This is a genomic window from Actinopolyspora xinjiangensis, from assembly GCF_900104475.1.
Classification (GTDB): domain Bacteria; phylum Actinomycetota; class Actinomycetes; order Mycobacteriales; family Pseudonocardiaceae; genus Actinopolyspora; species Actinopolyspora xinjiangensis.
Genome location: NZ_FNJR01000002.1, coordinates 40,652 through 55,030, shown reverse-complemented (window position 1 = coordinate 55,030; position 14,379 = coordinate 40,652). Strand labels below are relative to the sequence as shown.

The window sequence follows — 14,379 nt, the reverse complement described above, 5'->3', positions numbered from 1 at the left end:
CAGTGTGTTCGCTATCGAACCATGCACGGACAACTGCCGGAAACTTGTAAACAACCCGTACCACTTACTTATCGGGGTAAGCCCGTTTAACAGTCGATTCAGTGATACCTACATAGCAAAGCTGGTGCGCTGGGCATCTACGATAACCAGCAATTTCGACGTACTGCTGGCCGGAGAAGAAGCCTCATTACTGCTCCAGGCGACCGGAACCCCTGCCGGTCGTGCCCGCCGCAAGGCGCGTGAAGCGATCAGTCGGAACCGACGGTCCGCGCAGCGTGCCCTACGCATCCACTCACCCTGGTCAGGAGCACGAATCCATACTTTCTCCGATTTCATGAACTTCGACAGCTACCAACATTCCCGCCGATGGATCGAGCACGTTTTCGAAAATGACGCATCTTTCCGAAAAGCATGCACCGACATGTCACGACAAGCGGTGCACGGTCGATTAGCCAGCTTGGGCAACGAAACAACCGAAGTCACAAATGAACAAGCCAGGAAAGCTGTTCCCTACGTACTCGCAGAACTTCCTTTTTTTCTCGACACACCGAGCATCCTCGGTGTCAGCGAGTCAGTACTTCTCTATCATCGCCCCTGGCCACTCGGCGAACGAATTTTCTCGGGCGAATTTCCAGTAAGCATCAGCCAGAAGCAGGGATATGCCGTCATTTCCGAAAGCGTTTCCGAACAGAACGTGTACATGTGAGACGCACACCAGGAGGATTCACGATGACCGCCCCCGGTTGCCCGATCGACATACTGTCGCCCGAATTTCTTACCGACCCATATCAGTTCTTTCCCGCTCTCCGCAGTAAATATCCGGTGATGGCCGATCCCGTAACCGGTGGCTACTTCATCAGCCGCCACGCCGATGTGCGCGCCGTGCTCAGCGACAACGAACGATTCACAACCGAATCCTTGACACAGCGGGCTCAGCCGGTCATGTGTGGTCGTGTGCTGGCACAGATGACAGGGAAAGAGCACACGAACAAACGAAAAATCGTCATCAGAGGAATATCCGGCAAAGGGCTGAGCGATCAGTACGGATCGATGATCCGACGCAACGCCCACGAGCTGATCGAACCTTTTCTCGATCAAGGACGTGTGGACTTGGTCGAAGACTTCGGCAAAAAGTTTGCCGTATACGTCACATTAGACCTGCTCGACCTGCCCAAGTCCGACTGGGAAGATATTCTTACTTGGCATTCCGGTGTAGCAGAATTCATAACAAGCCTTCGAATGAGCGATGAGGAACGCGAGCACTCGCTGCGTTGCAGTCAACAGCTGGCAGAGTATCTAACCCCAATCATCGAACGAAAACGCCGCTACCCCGGCGGGGACTACATGTCCGCACTGTGCTCGGCCGAAGTCGACGGCATGCAGATGAGCACCAACGATATCCTCGCACTCTGCATGAACATTCTACTTGCGGCCACCGAGCCTGCGGACAAGACACTGGCTCTGCTCTTCCACCATCTGCTGGATCGTCCCGACGACTTGAACCGTGTACGCGCCGATCGTTCGCTGATATCGGCCGCGCTGGCGGAGACACTGCGCTACACGCCGCCGGTGCAGGTGATTCCTCGCAAGGTTGGCTCCGGGGTAACCGACGCCGAAATCGCAGGTTACCCCGTAGATCCGGGTACCATGGTGTTTTGCCTGACAGGCCCCGCGAATAGGGATCCTTCCGCTTTCACCGCCCCGGACACGTTCGACATCGACCGGACTGATATGGAAACGGCACGATCGTTTTCCGCGGCAGCGGACCATGTCGCATTCGGAACAGGGATGCACTACTGCATCGGTGCCGCGTTCGCTCGTGTCGAGCTCGAAGAGGTCACCAACCTGTTGCTCGACTTGTTGGGCGACATCGAGTACGAACCTGGATTCACTTACCGTGAGACCGGGCTGTACACGCGCGGACCTGAAGCACTGCACCTACGTTTCACTCCCCCGCCGATGTGACCTGATCGTGAGGCTGGCGTGTCGGGCTTCAGGCCCGACACACCAGCACCGGTGGCTACGACGCGGTGTCTCGTACACGGCACTCATAGGAGTGCACGCATCCTAAACACCGCAGATCCGAAGCGACAGGAGGCCACGCACCTGAGACCAGTACTCCTGCGCAGTAGGCTCGCGACACGAGCCACATACGATTCGGCGCACCGCAGCGGTGTTGCATGTTGCTGATGTGCCTGATGACCGTGTGTACGCTGATGCTGAGCGCGTCGGCGATCTGTTCACTGGTGTAGCCTGCGGCGACGTTCGCGAGAACGTCGACTTCACGGTCGGTGAGATGCCAGTCCCGTGCTTGCGACCCACATACCACTCGTCTCACTGCAACTCCCGTGTCGATGGGTCCGGCCGGAAGATCGCTGTTCATTCCCTACTCCGTCCTGGAAGCCACAACGAGGGCAGCGCTGTGAGCACTGTTGCCACGGACAGCCACCAGAACGTCGCCCGGAAGTCGTCCATCGGTGGGGAACCGGCGGGAGCAGTGGCGTGTTGCCAGGCGAGAGCTGTTGTCATGGTCGCGGCCCCCAGGGCGGATCCGAGCTGCAGCATGATGCGACCGAGGCTACTGGCGTGGGCGACCGAGGCGGCTGGAACGTCACGATAGGCGGCCCCCAGTACAGTGACGGTCACGATGCCGATTCCCGCGCCACGGAGAACGAGGGCTGCTGTCAGCCACGGCTGATCGGTCGGTTCCACGAGGGAGAACAGCACCGTACCGACCGTGGCCGCGACGAGCCCGCCCAGCACCATTCCTCGGGAACCCACTCGTTCAGCGACACGTCCCGCCGCCGAACGGGCCAACAACGCACCCACCCCCTGCAGGGCGAGCATTCCTCCGGCGCCGAGTACCGAGTAGTCGACGATCCGCTGGTAGTAAAGCGGCAACAGGATCAACCCACCGTAGAAGATGATCCCGGACAGCAGCATCGCCACCGTGGCCGCAGCGAAGCTGGGGATGGCGAACAGACGCACGTCGGCCACCGGTTCGTACCGGGTGCGGATCGCATGAACGGTGAAGGCTACCAGGAGAGCCACACCGCCCAGAGCGGAGAGAGCGAACGACCAGCTGGTCAGGTCACCGGGGCTGGCGGCACTGGTCAGCGCGTACACGAGCGCCGCGAATCCACCGGTGAGCAGGAGCAGCCCGGTGCTGTCCAGACGACTGCGCGGTTCGGGCGTGGTGGCGGGGACGCCTTTGACGGCCAGTCCCAGAGCGAGCAGGCACACCGGAACGTTGACGAAGAACACCCAGCGCCAGCTGAGCCCGTTCATGATCGCCCCGCCGATGACCGGACCGACGACAGGGGCGATGACCGTGGGGAACCCGATCGCGGCCATGGCACGACGTGCCTGTCGTTGTCCGGCCGAGGTAACCAGCAGGGTTTGCAGGACGGGCATGGACATTCCGCCGCCGAGCCCCTGCAGAACTCGGAACGCGATCATGCTTCCCGCGTTCGGCGCTATCCCGCACAGCACGGATCCCGCCAGGAACAGGCTCAACGAGGCCAGCCACATCTGCTTGCCACCGAAGCGTTTGATCGCCCATGCGCTCAGCGGAATGGCGATGGCCGTGGCCATGGCGTAGGCGGTTACCACCCATTGGACGGTCGATACGGGTGCGTCGAACACCCTGGCGAGCCGGTCCAGGGCCACGTTGATGACGGTGGTGTCCAGCAGCGGCAGAACGGCTCCAGCCAGCAGCACCACGATGAGTCGGCGAGTACCGTCGTCGAGTTTCGCCGGTGCCTCGACGGCCCCGGCTTTTTGCTGAATCATCAGCTTCCCACCCTCCAATGCGTGCGGATTGCACGCATTGGAGGCTACACCAATACCCGTGCATCGCGCACGGGTATTGCGATAGAGTGAGGTGCGTGAACGATGAACTGGGAAGACGGTGCGAAGCCGCACTCGGCGAACTGTTGCAGCGGCGCATACGAGTCAACCTCTACGAGGATCTCGTCGCGGGTGTCGGCCGCGGCGTGGACATCACCTCGTACCCGATCCTGTCCGGACTGGCGCGTCTGGGACCGGTCACTGCCGGAACCCTCGGTGCCGAGGTCGGACTGGACCGTTCCGGAGTGAGTCGGCACGCGACCCGGCTGGAAGACGGCGGGCTGATAACTCGACGCCCCGACCCCGCCGACGCGCGCAACACGCTGCTGATACTCACCGACGAGGGGGAGAGCACCGTCGCGGTGCTACGAGACCGCCTCGCCGGAATATTCGAGCAGCAGCTGCGCAGCTGGCCCAGCCACCAGGCCGAACAGTTCGTGGCCGGTCTCGAACGCTTCGTCCGGGAAAACCACGACCGTTCGTTCGCCGACATCGTCCCCGGTACGAACAACCCTCTCGCCACCACTGACCAGGAGGCGGACTGATGGTACGGACACACGCCGAGATGAACACCGACCGCGCGCAGCGCTACCTCAAGCAACTGGTCTCCCACCTGCAGCCGCACTGCACCGTGGAACACGACGCGGAAAGCACTCGAATCACCCTGCCTCCCGATCACGGCAGCGGACGGTGCGTGCTCACGCCACTGCCGGACCGGCTGGACATAGCCGCCGAAGCGGCGAGAGAGGACGATCTCACGCACCTTCAGCACGTCATCACCAGCCACCTGGAACGCTTCGGCAAGCGCGACGGGCTCGGCGTCAGCTGGGAATCATGAAGCGCTTCAGTACATGCGGCCGAAATCCCCTCCGCGGGCAGGACGAGAGAAACCTGGTAGTGGGATCTCTAGCGGGAACACTCAGAGGGAACGCCGTGCCCGGGTGGTCCTGACCCGCTCGGCCAGCTGGTCATCGGGGGGGTAGTCGATCCCGGTCAGCGTCAGCCCGTGAGCGGGAGCCACCGCGCTGGTCTTGGTGCCCTCGCGCAGCATCTCGGCAGGCCACTCGACGCCGCGCCTGGTGTCCCCGGACATCAGCACCGAACCCACCAGGCTGCGAACCATGGAGTGACAGAAGGCATCGGCGGTGAGGGTCGCCACCAGCAGGTGCCGATCGACCCGCTCCCACTCGAACGCCTGCAACTGCCTGATCGTCGTCGCGCCCTCGCGCGGCTTGCAGAAGGCCGCGAAGTCGTGCAACCCCACCAGCTCGTTCGAGGCCAGTTTCAACCGCCGCAGGTCCAACGGCCGGTTCCAGGCCAACGTGTCCCGGCGCAGCAACGGGTCGACTCCCCACGGGGCGTCGGAGACCCGGTAGCGGTAGTGCCGCCGCATCGCCGCGAACCGCGCGTCGAAACCGCTCGGGGCGACATCGGCCCGCAGCACCCGCACGTCCCCGGGCAGAATCCGGTTCCAGCGGCCGCACAACCGGGTCAGGTCGGGCACGCCGTACTCGTCGAGCTCCAGCCGGTGCCGGTCACCGGCGGTGAGGGGCACGGCGTCGACGTGCACCACCTGGCGGTCGGCGTGCACTCCGGCATCGGTGCGCCCGGCGACCACGACCGGCCCGGCCAGTTCCCTGCCGGGCGGCTGCTTGCGCAGCGCGTCCTCGAACAGCCCCTGCACGGTGCGCAGTCCGGGCTGGCGCGCCCAGCCGGAGAAGTCGGTGCCGTCGTAGGCCAGCTCGACGCGAACACGAACGAACCCGCCCTCCCTGTCGGGAGCGGCGGGTTCGTCAGTGGCTTCGGCACGCAACGGAATCAGGACTGGTCCTTGTTCTCGGTGTCCTCGTCGCTGGTGCTCTCGGCCTCGGAGGTCTCGGAAGCGGACTCCGCGGCGCTCGCCTCCTCGGACCCGGCGGCCGCCTCGGCGGTTTCCGAGCTCTGCTGCGAGGACCCGGCCGTGGCCTGCTGGTCCTTCGCGAACTTGGTGCCGCGAGCGGCCTCCGCCTCGGAGGTGGCCGTCTTCTCGTTGACCAGCTCGATGACCGCCATCTGGGCGTTGTCGCCCTTGCGCGGCATGGTCTTGGTCACCCTGGTGTAGCCACCGGGGCGGTCGGAGAAGAACGGGCCGATCTCCGCGAAGAGCTTGTGCACGACGTCCTTGTCACGGATCGTCTTCAGCACCTCGCGACGATTGTGCAGGTCACCCTTGGTGGCCTTGGTGATGAGGCGCTCGGCCAGCGGCTGAACCCGCTTGGCCTTCGCCTCGGTGGTGGTGATCCGCCCGTGCTCGAAAAGCGCGGTGGCCAGGTTCGCCAGGATCAGCCGCTGATGCGACGGCGACCCGCCAAGACGCGGACCCTTCGTTGGGCTGGGCATCGGTTGCTCCTCTCAAGGTGCGGCCGGAAACCAGTCCGCGAAGCGCAGTCGTCAGAGCTGCTCAGTCTCCGCGTAGTCCTGGCCGTCGTCGTCATAACCGTCGAAGCCGGTGTCGTAACCGCCGTCGAGACCGGTGTCGAAACCGCCGGCGGGCATGCCCTGGGACATCCCCGGCTCCTCCGACCAGCCTTCCGAGGGGTACTCGGCGGCAGCCGCGGAGGGATCGAATCCCGGAGGGCTGTCCTTGAGGGTCAGCCCCAGACCGACCAGCTTCATCTTGACCTCGTCGATCGACTTCGCACCGAAGTTGCGAATGTCGAGCAGGTCGGCCTCGCTGCGCGAGACCAGCTCGCCGACGGTGTGGATACCCTCGCGCTTGAGGCAGTTGTACGAGCGTACCGTGAGATCGAGATCCTCGATCGGCATGGAGTACGCTGCGATGGTGTCCGCCTCGGCGGGCGACGGACCGATCTCGATGCCCTCCGCGTCGACGTTGAGCTCACGGGCCAGGCCGAACAGTTCGACCAGCGTGCGGCCTGCCGAGGCGACCGCGTCGCGCGCGGTCATCGACGGCTTGGTCTCGACATCGAGTACGAGTCGGTTGAAGTCCGTGCGCTGTTCCACACGAGTCGCCGTAACGTCGAACGAGACGTTTCGAACCGGCGAGTAGATCGAGTCCACCGGAATCCGGCCGATCTCGGCTCCGGACTCCTTGTTCTGTGCCGCCGGAACGTAGCCACGCCCCCGCTCGACCACGAGCTCGATCTCCAGCTTGCCCTTCGAGTTCAGGGTGGCGATGTGGAGATCGGGATTGTGTACCGTCACGCCGGCGGGCGGGACGATGTCGGCGGCGGTGACGTCACCGGGGCCCTGCTTGCGCAGGTACATGGTGACGGGCTCGTCGTCCTCGGAACTGACCACGAGTTCTTTGATATTCAGGATGACGTCTGTAACGTCTTCCTTGACCCCCGGAATCGTGGTGAATTCATGCAGCACACCGTCGATACGCAGGCTGGTCACGGCCGCACCCGGGATCGAGGACAGCAGGGCACGGCGGAGCGAATTGCCGAGGGTGTAACCGAAGCCGGGCTCCAGCGGCTCGAAGGTGAACCGGGAGCGCGTCTCCGAAATAGGCTCCTCGGACAGTGAGGGTCGCTGGGAGATGAGCACTGTCGTTTTTCCTTTCCACACGGCGCCCGCCATTTTACGCCGAAGGGATGGCGTGCCCGCTGCGAACAGTGGGCGAGGTGGGGACGCGTCGCGTCCCCACCCGTACCGGACCGCGGAGCAGCCATCGATGCGGTAGCCGCTCCGCCCGGTATCACTTCGAGTAGAGCTCGACGATGAGCTGCTCGGTGACCGGAGTGTCGATCTGCGCGCGCTCCGGCAGCTGGTGCACCAGAATGCGCAGCGACGAGGGCACCACTTGCAGCCAGGCCGGGCAGGGCCGCTCACCAAGGGTCTCCTTGGCGATGATGAACGGCGTCGTGTTCAACGACTTCGGCTTGACGTCGATGATGTCGAACTTGGCGACCTGATAGCTCGGGATGTCGACCTTCCTGCCGTTGACCAGGAAGTGCCCGTGGTTGACCAACTGGCGGGCCTGCCTGCGGGTGCGCGCGAGCCCCGCACGGTAGACCACGTTGTCCAACCGGCTCTCCAGCATCTGCAGCAGGTTGTCACCGGTCTTGCCGGGCCTGCGGTTGGCCTCTTCGTAGTAGGACCGGAACTGACGCTCCAGCACCCCGTACGTGAAGCGGGCCTTCTGCTTCTCCTGGAGCTGCTGCAGGTACTCGGTTTCCTTGATTCGCCCACGGCCGTGCTGCCCCGGCGGGTACGGACGACGCTCGAACGACTGGTCGCCGCCGATGAGGTCAACCTTCAACCGGCGGGACTTGCGGGTCGCGGGACCGGTGTAACGGGCCATTGCGTTTCTACTCCTCTCCCGCTTCTCAGACCCGACGCCGCTTCGGCGGGCGGCAGCCGTTGTGGGGCTGCGGGGTCACGTCCTGGATGGTTCCCACTTCGAGGCCGGCGGCCTGCAGCGAGCGGATCGCCGTCTCACGTCCGGAGCCCGGCCCCTTGACGAACACGTCGACCTTCTTCATGCCGTGCTCGGCCGCCTTGCGGGCGGCGTTCTCGGCCGCCATCTGCGCGGCGAACGGCGTGGACTTGCGGGAGCCCTTGAAGCCGACGTGGCCCGCGGAGGCCCAGCTGATCACCGAACCGCCGGGGTCGGTGATCGAGACGATCGTGTTGTTGAACGTGCTCTTGATGTGCGCCTGTCCGTGCGCTACATTCTTTTTTTCCTTGCGCCGGACCTTCTTGACGGTCCCGGCGCGACCCTTCGGTGGCATTAGTGCTTATCTCCTCGCGAGGCTTACTTCCTGGCCTTCTTCTTGCCTGCGACCGTCTTCTTCGGCCCCTTGCGGGTACGGGCGTTGGTCTTGGTCCGCTGCCCGTTCAACGGCAGGTGGCGACGGTGCCGCATCCCGGCGTAGGAGCCGATCTCGATCTTCCGGCGAATGTCGGCCTGCACCTCGCGGCGGAGGTCACCCTCGACCCGGTAGTTGTTCTCAACGTGTTCACGCAGCTTGGCGAGCTGCTCGTCGTCGAGATTCTTGGCGCGGGTGTCCATGGAAATACCCGCGTTGCGCAGAATCTCCTTCGAGCTGCTGCGGCCGATGCCGTAGATGTAGGTCAGCGCGACCTCGATGCGCTTCTCGCGCGGTAGGTCGACGCCGGCGATCCTTGCCATCTGGCAGGTGCTCCTCACTCGTCGTTCCAGGTCTACTCCCCGACCGTCCTCGTGCACGGAGCCAACCCGGGCGGAGCCTTCCGAAACCGGAAGACCCGTCCGGACCCGTACCCACACGAAGCCCCGGCCTGGTTCCGGGGGTGAACCGACTCAACTCCCGAGCCGGCAGGTCGCGGGGAGGTCCCTTGTATCGCTTGGTTTGTTGTTCTCGGTAGCGATCGCGTCGCCGCCGGTCAGCCCTGACGCTGCTTGTGACGACCGTTGTCGCAGATCACAAGGACCCGTCCGTGGCGACGGATCACCTGGCAGTTATCGCAGATCTTCTTGACACTCGGTTTGACCTTCACGGCCGTGCTCCCCTGATCGCGACGCGTGTCCGTAACCCCGGACACCGTGGAGGTCACTTGTAGCGGTAGACAATGCGCCCACGGGAGAGGTCGTAGGGAGACAGCTCCACGACGACCTTGTCCTCGGGCAGGATGCGGATGTAGTGCTGGCGCATCTTGCCACTGATGTGCGCGAGGACCTTGTGGCCGTTCTCCAACTCGACGCGGAAGGTCGCGTTGGGGAGCGGCTCGATCACCCGACCCTCGACCTCAATGGCCCCGTCCTTTTTGCCCATGTCCTCCGCGTTTCGTGACGGTGACAGTTCATCTTCTCGGCACTTCGTACCGTTGTTTTACCGCTGACGCCGGAGCCGGCACCAAAGGCAGACCCACTCCGGCGCGGTCCGGCCGCCCTACCACCCACGGACACGCTGGCCCGGAGGACACACACAGGAATCACGGCCCCGCGTCCGGGAAACCGCGCCGCTGCCCGCCCCAGCGGGCCACGCCTCCTGCGAACAGAACGGCATGACGAACCGGCGCCACGAGTGCGCCGATACTCCACTGTACGCGCACGCGCGAATGCCACCCAAATCGGGGCTGGACATCGCGCCGACAGTCACTTTGCGCAACCTGGTAAACACTGAGAGTCATGAACGGAACGGCACTGCCACCCACTCCACGCCCGGCACGGAGGAAGACCCCGCCAACGCACCGAGCATACCCCCGAACGTGGTGGGTATCACTCGAAACAGAGGAAACGTGCGCCGACGGGGATGTCGGTATGATCGACGACCGTCCCACGAGAGGGCTCCGGTCAGGCACGCCGAGGAGAGACAGTTGACGACCCAACGCCACGGCCGCTTCTCACCCGTCCAGTGGTTGCGGAACGCACCGGCCGCCGACTACCGGCGTTTCCTCACAGCGGCGATCCGGCACCCCGGCACCGTCGGGGCAGCCACCCCGACCTCGAACGCCGTGGCGAACACGGTCGCCCGCGTGGTCCCCCCGCACGGTGACCCGGTGGTCGTCGAACTCGGGCCGGGAACGGGCTCGCTCAGCGTCGGGATACGCGACCGCCTGCCCGCCGCGGGCAGGCACGTGGGCATAGAGCTCGACGAGAGCATGGTTCGTCACCTGCGTCTGCGGCTTCCCGAGATGGAGACGGTCCACGGCGACGCACGCGAGCTACGGAGCACGCTGCCACGGCTCGGCATCGACAACGCCGACGTGATCGTGAGCAGCATTCCCTGGTCCCTGCTGTCCGACGAGGAGCAGCGCGACCTGCTGCGGCAGTGCTGCCGGAACCTGGCACCCGGTGGGGCGTTCACCGCCATGACCTACCTGCCCATGCGGCACAGTCCGGGTGGACGCAGGTTCCGGAACCATCTGGAAACCAGTTTCGGCGAGGTGGTGACCCAAACCACCTGGCGCAGCGTGCCACCGATGCTGCACTACACCTGCCGCCACCCGATCGAGTGAGTGCTGTCGCCCCCGAAGCGGCCGCGAAATCGCCGCGCAGCTGGGCGAGGGCCCCGATGCGTGAGGCGGTCCGGCCTGGGTGGGCGTCAATCTCTCGCGGAATCGCCGTGCCGCTACGACGCAATGCCGAACTCCAACCACTCCCGCAGGCCGAACCCCGACCATGCCCGCAGTCGGCACCGCCGCGGGTTCTCCGGTGCGGCTCTCGCGAGGACGGCCCCGACGTTGTGTAGTACCTACCCGAGGTCTCCGGCACCCGCGGCGAAAGCCGCGCCAGAGGTTCCGCCACGGAACCACCCACCAAAACCGGGGCACGGTCGCCTCACTCAGCGGCGGTGAGCACCCAGGGCCCGTCCTCGGTGATCGCCACGGTGTGCTCCCAGTGCGCCGCGCGGGAACCATCGGAGGTCACCACGGTCCACTCGTCGGACAGCTCCTCGCTGTCCGGAGGACCGAGGGTGAGCATCGGCTCGACCGCCAACGCCATCCCCACCCGCAGCTTCGGGCCCTTGCCCGGCTTGCCCAGGTTGGGCAGGAAGGGCTCCATGTGCATCCGGGTTCCGATGCCGTGACCGCCGTACTCCGCGATGATCCCGTAGTCGATCCCGTCCGAGGAAGCCGCCGACCTGGCCGCGGTCTCCACCGCGTGCGAGATGTCGGTCAGCCGGTTGCCCGCCGCGACCTTGTCGATGCCCGCCCACATGGCGCGCTCGGTGGCGGCGGACAGGGCCAGGTCGCGTCCGCTCACCGAACCGACCGGGATGGTGACGGCCGAATCGCCGTGCCAACCGTCCAGAATCGCACCGCAATCCACCGAGATCAGGTCGCCGTCGGCGAGCACCTCGGTCTCCGAGGGGATGCCGTGCACGATCTTCTCGTTGATCGAGGCGCAGATCGACCCCGGGAAACCGTGGTAACCCTTGAAGGAGGGGATCGCACCGGCCTCCCGGATGACGCCTTCGGCCAGGGAGTCGAGCTCGGCGGTGCTGACACCCGGCTTCGCGTGTTCGGTCACCGTCGCGAGCGCCCGCGCGACGACGAGCCCCGCCGCACGCATCGCCTGAATCTCGCCATCGCTCTTGAGCTCGATATCCTTACCGCGACGCAACACCGCGCCCCTCCCGTCAAGTCAACGGTCCTTCACCGAACGATTGTCGCCCCACCACGATTCCGGGGGTAATCCGGGCCCGGGCCGGGGAACCGCGCGACCGGGCGCCCCTCAGGGCCGGGACACCCGACGGCGGGCGAGCCGAGGGCCACCACGAACGCGCGGTGCCTCACACCACCGCGCCCGGCCCGGGGTCCGCCGTTCGGCACCGGGCCGACCCCGGCCGCGCGGAGCGGAAACCGCTCAGGCGCGAGCGCGCAGCGCCTCCAGGGCCCGTGAGGTGACCTCCTCGACCTGGCCGAAGGCGTCGATGGTGATCAGCTTGTCCCGGTAGTAGTCCAGCAGCGGCGCCGTCTCCGAGTCGTACACGTCCAACCTGCGGCGGATGAGCTCCTCGGTGTCGTCCGAGCGACCGCGGTCCAGCAGCCTGCGGACCAGCTCCTCCCTGGGAACCTCGAACTGCACCACAGCGGTGAGCGACATCCCGTTCTCGGCGAGGATGTTGCCGAGCACGTCGGCCTGCGGGGTGGTACGCGGGAATCCGTCGAGCAGAAAGCCCTCGGCCGCGTCACTGGCGGCGAGTCGCTGACGGACCATCTCGTTGGTGACCTCGTCCGGAACCAGTTCTCCGGCATCGAGGTAGCTCTTGGCCTCCTTGCCCAGTGGCGTGGCGTTGTCGATGTTCTCCCTGAACAGGTCGCCACTGGAGATGTGGGGGACCGCGAGATGTTCACTCAGCACGGCCGCTTGGGTGCCTTTGCCCGCGCCTGGCGGGCCGACCAGAACCAATCGCACCAAGGGTCTGCCTCCGAATCCGTGATGATGGCTCACGCCACCGGTTGGCGGGCTCTTTCGTCCCGTCTGTCATCGCACGTCCGCGCCGCGGCGCGGCCGGGAACGACTCCCGGCGCGGGCACCGTCGACGCGGACATCGAGCGATCGACACCGTAACCGACGTGGCCGATTTCGCCATGGCCACCGCCCGAAGTGTGGGAAACCACTCCCGGCGGGGCACCCCTCCCGAGGCGGTCCCACCGGCCCGGCAGCGGCCACGGAAATCGTCGCCGGGTTCCTTCGAGCCTACCGGAGGAAGCCCTCGTAGCTGCGCTGCGTGAGTTGGCTCTCGACCTGTTTGACGGTGTCCAGCCCCACGTTGACCATGATCAGGACCGCTGTGCCGCCGAACGGGAAGTTCTGCGCACCGCCCTGTCCGCCGGTGACTCCGAGGAAGAAGTTCGGCAGCACCGCGATTATGCCGAGGTAGAGCGCGCCGGGCAGCGTGATGCGCGAGAGGACGAAGCTCAGGTACTCGGCGGTGGGCCTGCCGGGACGGATGCCGGGGATGAAGCCGCCGAACTTCTTCATCTCGTCGGCACGTTCCTCGGGATTGAACGTGATGGAGACGTAGAAGTAGGCGAAGAAGATGATCATCGCCATGTACAGCAGGATGTGCACCCAGCTGGACGGATCGACGATGTAGGTCTGGATGAAGCGGGACCACCAGGTGTTCTGGTTGCCCGCGAGCTGCCCCAGCAGCTGCGGGAGGTAGAGCAGCGAGGAACCGAAGATCACCGGGATGACACCGGCCTGGTTGACCTTCAGCGGCAGGTAGGTGGAGGTGCCGCCGTACATCCGGCGCCCGATCATGCGCTTGGCGTACTGCACCGGGATGCGGCGTTGAGCCTGCTCGACGAACACCACGCTGGCGATGATGACCAGACCGAAGCAGCAGATCACGGCGAAGACGAAACCGCCGCTGTTGTTCAGGATGTTGCCACCCTCGGCGGGGATGCGGGAAGCGATCGAGGTGAAGATCAGCAACGACATGCCGTTGCCGACCCCGCGCTCGGTGATCAGCTCACCCATCCACATCAACAGCGCCGCGCCCGCGGTCATCGTGACGACGATGACCACCATGTTCAGCACGGAGTTGTCCGGGATGACCTCCTGCTGGCACCCGGGGAAGAGCTGGCCCCGTACGGCCAGGGCGACGATACCCGTGGCCTGCAGCACCGCCAGCGCGACCGTCAGGTAGCGGGTGTACTGCGTGAGCTTGGCCTGGCCGGACTGACCTTCCTTCTTCAACTGCTCGAACCGCGGAATCACCACCTGCAACAGCTGAACGATGATGCTGGCGGTGATGTAGGGCATGATCCCGAGGGAAAGCACCGACAGTTGAAGCAGGGCTCCGCCACTGAACAGGTTCAGCAACGAATAGACGCTCTGACTCTCGCCTTGCAGAACCTCTACACACTGCTGGATGTTCGGGTACGACACCCCCGGCGAAGGAATCGTGGCACCCAAGCGGTACAGCACGACCATTCCCAGTGTGAACAGGATCTTGCGGCGCAGGTCCGGCGTCGTCAGAGCCGAGCGGAAGGCGCCGAGCACGCAGACCTCCTGTGCGCGAGCCGGTAGTCACCGGCCGATGTCGGTGGCCGACTCACGAGTCGCCCACGGCTGGATTCCGTCAACGA

At 65.1% G+C, this 14,379-nt stretch carries 18 protein-coding genes; 5 read left to right on the top strand and 13 right to left on the bottom strand.

From position 1 onward, the window contains the following. Nucleotides 1-4 precede the first annotated feature (4 nt). Both BLQ75_RS03020 and BLQ75_RS03015 read left to right on the top strand, forming a co-directional pair. Nucleotides 5-706 (top strand): tRNA-dependent cyclodipeptide synthase, encoded by a 702-nt coding sequence (locus BLQ75_RS03020; RefSeq protein WP_170837292.1) that lies wholly within the window; start codon nt 5-7, stop codon nt 704-706. A gap of 23 nt (nt 707-729) precedes the next feature. Next, nucleotides 730-1,965 (top strand): cytochrome P450, cyclodipeptide synthase-associated, encoded by a 1,236-nt coding sequence (locus tag BLQ75_RS03015; protein ID WP_092597451.1) that lies wholly within the window; start codon nt 730-732, stop codon nt 1,963-1,965. Between the two features lie 55 nt (nt 1,966-2,020). Here the strand turns inward: BLQ75_RS03015 and BLQ75_RS24630 are convergent, their stop codons facing one another. Together BLQ75_RS24630 and BLQ75_RS03005 are read right to left on the bottom strand one after the other, a co-directional pair. Further along, nucleotides 2,021-2,383, bottom strand: coding sequence for a helix-turn-helix domain-containing protein (locus BLQ75_RS24630; protein ID WP_092597448.1), 363 nt, complete (start codon nt 2,381-2,383; stop codon nt 2,021-2,023). Next, entirely contained in the window at nt 2,380-3,792 is a 1,413-nt protein-coding gene (locus BLQ75_RS03005) for a DHA2 family efflux MFS transporter permease subunit (protein ID WP_139182894.1), read from the bottom strand. Before BLQ75_RS03005 ends, BLQ75_RS24630 begins: the two co-directional genes overlap by 4 nt. Nucleotides 3,793-3,887: 95 nt before the next feature. Here BLQ75_RS03005 and BLQ75_RS03000 point away from each other — a divergent pair, with 95 nt between their 5' ends. Both BLQ75_RS03000 and BLQ75_RS02995 read left to right on the top strand, forming a co-directional pair. Continuing rightward, nucleotides 3,888-4,394 carry a MarR family winged helix-turn-helix transcriptional regulator gene (locus BLQ75_RS03000; RefSeq protein ID WP_170837291.1) on the top strand — a complete coding sequence of 169 codons (507 nt, stop codon included), beginning with the start codon at nt 3,888-3,890 and terminating at the stop codon, nt 4,392-4,394. Beyond that, nucleotides 4,394-4,687 carry a DUF2218 domain-containing protein gene (locus tag BLQ75_RS02995; RefSeq protein WP_092597438.1) on the top strand — a complete coding sequence of 98 codons (294 nt, stop codon included), beginning with the start codon at nt 4,394-4,396 and terminating at the stop codon, nt 4,685-4,687. Before BLQ75_RS03000 ends, BLQ75_RS02995 begins: the two co-directional genes overlap by 1 nt. Before the next feature lie 81 nt (nt 4,688-4,768). Here BLQ75_RS02995 and BLQ75_RS02990 read toward each other — a convergent pair whose 3' ends face one another. From BLQ75_RS02990 to infA, 8 genes are all read right to left on the bottom strand, one after another. After that, the gene (locus BLQ75_RS02990) at nt 4,769-5,662 is read right to left on the bottom strand and encodes a tRNA pseudouridine synthase A (protein ID WP_211481135.1); all 894 of its coding nucleotides are present in this window, start codon (nt 5,660-5,662) and stop codon (nt 4,769-4,771) included. Between the two features lie 5 nt (nt 5,663-5,667). Continuing rightward, complete coding sequence (gene rplQ, locus BLQ75_RS02985) at nt 5,668-6,228, bottom strand: 50S ribosomal protein L17 (protein ID WP_092597434.1); 561 nt, start codon at nt 6,226-6,228, stop codon at nt 5,668-5,670. A gap of 51 nt (nt 6,229-6,279) precedes the next feature. After that, a complete protein-coding gene (locus tag BLQ75_RS02980) occupies nt 6,280-7,398 on the bottom strand; it encodes a DNA-directed RNA polymerase subunit alpha (RefSeq protein WP_092597431.1) in 1,119 nt (372 codons plus the stop codon). A gap of 151 nt (nt 7,399-7,549) precedes the next feature. Continuing rightward, a complete protein-coding gene (gene rpsD, locus BLQ75_RS02975) occupies nt 7,550-8,155 on the bottom strand; it encodes a 30S ribosomal protein S4 (protein ID WP_092597428.1) in 606 nt (201 codons plus the stop codon). Between the two features lie 25 nt (nt 8,156-8,180). Beyond that, complete coding sequence (rpsK, locus tag BLQ75_RS02970) at nt 8,181-8,585, bottom strand: 30S ribosomal protein S11 (protein WP_043570442.1); 405 nt, start codon at nt 8,583-8,585, stop codon at nt 8,181-8,183. A 23-nt stretch (nt 8,586-8,608) separates the two neighbouring features. Then, a complete protein-coding gene (gene rpsM / locus BLQ75_RS02965; protein ID WP_092597426.1) occupies nt 8,609-8,986 on the bottom strand; it encodes a 30S ribosomal protein S13 in 378 nt (125 codons plus the stop codon). Nucleotides 8,987-9,219: 233 nt separating this feature from the next. Next, nucleotides 9,220-9,333 carry a 50S ribosomal protein L36 gene (rpmJ, locus tag BLQ75_RS02960; RefSeq protein WP_084133832.1) on the bottom strand — a complete coding sequence of 38 codons (114 nt, stop codon included), beginning with the start codon at nt 9,331-9,333 and terminating at the stop codon, nt 9,220-9,222. Between the two features lie 53 nt (nt 9,334-9,386). Further along, the gene (gene infA / locus BLQ75_RS02955; RefSeq protein WP_017976785.1) at nt 9,387-9,608 is read right to left on the bottom strand and encodes a translation initiation factor IF-1; all 222 of its coding nucleotides are present in this window, start codon (nt 9,606-9,608) and stop codon (nt 9,387-9,389) included. A 544-nt stretch (nt 9,609-10,152) separates the two neighbouring features. Between infA and BLQ75_RS02950 the strand changes: the two genes are divergently transcribed. Then, nucleotides 10,153-10,794 (top strand): class I SAM-dependent methyltransferase, encoded by a 642-nt coding sequence (locus BLQ75_RS02950; RefSeq protein WP_244515201.1) that lies wholly within the window; start codon nt 10,153-10,155, stop codon nt 10,792-10,794. 322 nt (nt 10,795-11,116) lie between these two features. On the opposite strand, the gene map is transcribed toward BLQ75_RS02950, so the two are convergent. From map to secY, 3 genes are all read right to left on the bottom strand, one after another. Beyond that, nucleotides 11,117-11,905: a type I methionyl aminopeptidase gene (gene map, locus BLQ75_RS02945; RefSeq protein WP_092597423.1), complete on the bottom strand. Its 789-nt coding sequence runs from the start codon at nt 11,903-11,905 to the stop codon at nt 11,117-11,119. A gap of 240 nt (nt 11,906-12,145) precedes the next feature. Continuing rightward, the gene (locus tag BLQ75_RS02940) at nt 12,146-12,700 is read right to left on the bottom strand and encodes an adenylate kinase (RefSeq protein WP_092597421.1); all 555 of its coding nucleotides are present in this window, start codon (nt 12,698-12,700) and stop codon (nt 12,146-12,148) included. Between the two features lie 282 nt (nt 12,701-12,982). After that, nucleotides 12,983-14,293, bottom strand: a complete 1,311-nt coding sequence (secY, locus tag BLQ75_RS02935; RefSeq protein WP_092597418.1) for a preprotein translocase subunit SecY — start codon at nt 14,291-14,293, stop codon at nt 12,983-12,985. Between the last annotated feature and the right edge of the window lie 86 nt (nt 14,294-14,379).